Origin of the sequence: Lactobacillus nasalidis, assembly GCF_016587775.1 — a bacterium.
GTDB classification, from domain to species: Bacteria; Bacillota; Bacilli; order Lactobacillales; family Lactobacillaceae; genus Lactobacillus; species Lactobacillus nasalidis.
Genome location: NZ_BOCG01000515.1, coordinates 1 through 385, shown reverse-complemented (window position 1 = coordinate 385; position 385 = coordinate 1). Strand labels below are relative to the sequence as shown.

Annotated in this window: 1 rRNA gene; it reads right to left on the bottom strand. The window is 51.7% G+C overall.

The features are described from left to right. Positions 1 to 385, bottom strand: a 23S ribosomal RNA gene (locus lacNas_RS10100); the annotation flags it as partial.

The window sequence follows — 385 nt, the reverse complement described above, 5'->3', positions numbered from 1 at the left end:
TTTCCAACCATTCTGAGGGAACCTTTGGGCGCCTCCGTTACACTTTAGGAGGCGACCGCCCCAGTCAAACTGCCCGTCAAACACTGTCCTCGGCCTGGTTTACACGCCTGAGTTAGAGCATCCGTCAAGCAAGGGTAGTATCCCAACAGCGCCTCCGATAAGACTGGCGTCCTATCTTCTCCGGCTCCTACCTATCCTGTACATGCTTGACAGATACCCAATATTAAACTGCAGTAAAGCTCCATGGGGTCTTTCCGTCCTGTCGCGGGTAACCCGCATCTTCACGGGTATTATAATTTCACCGAGTCTCTCGTTGAGACAGTGCCCAAATCATTACACCTTTCGTGCAGGTCGGAACTTACCCGACAAGGAATTTCGCTACCTT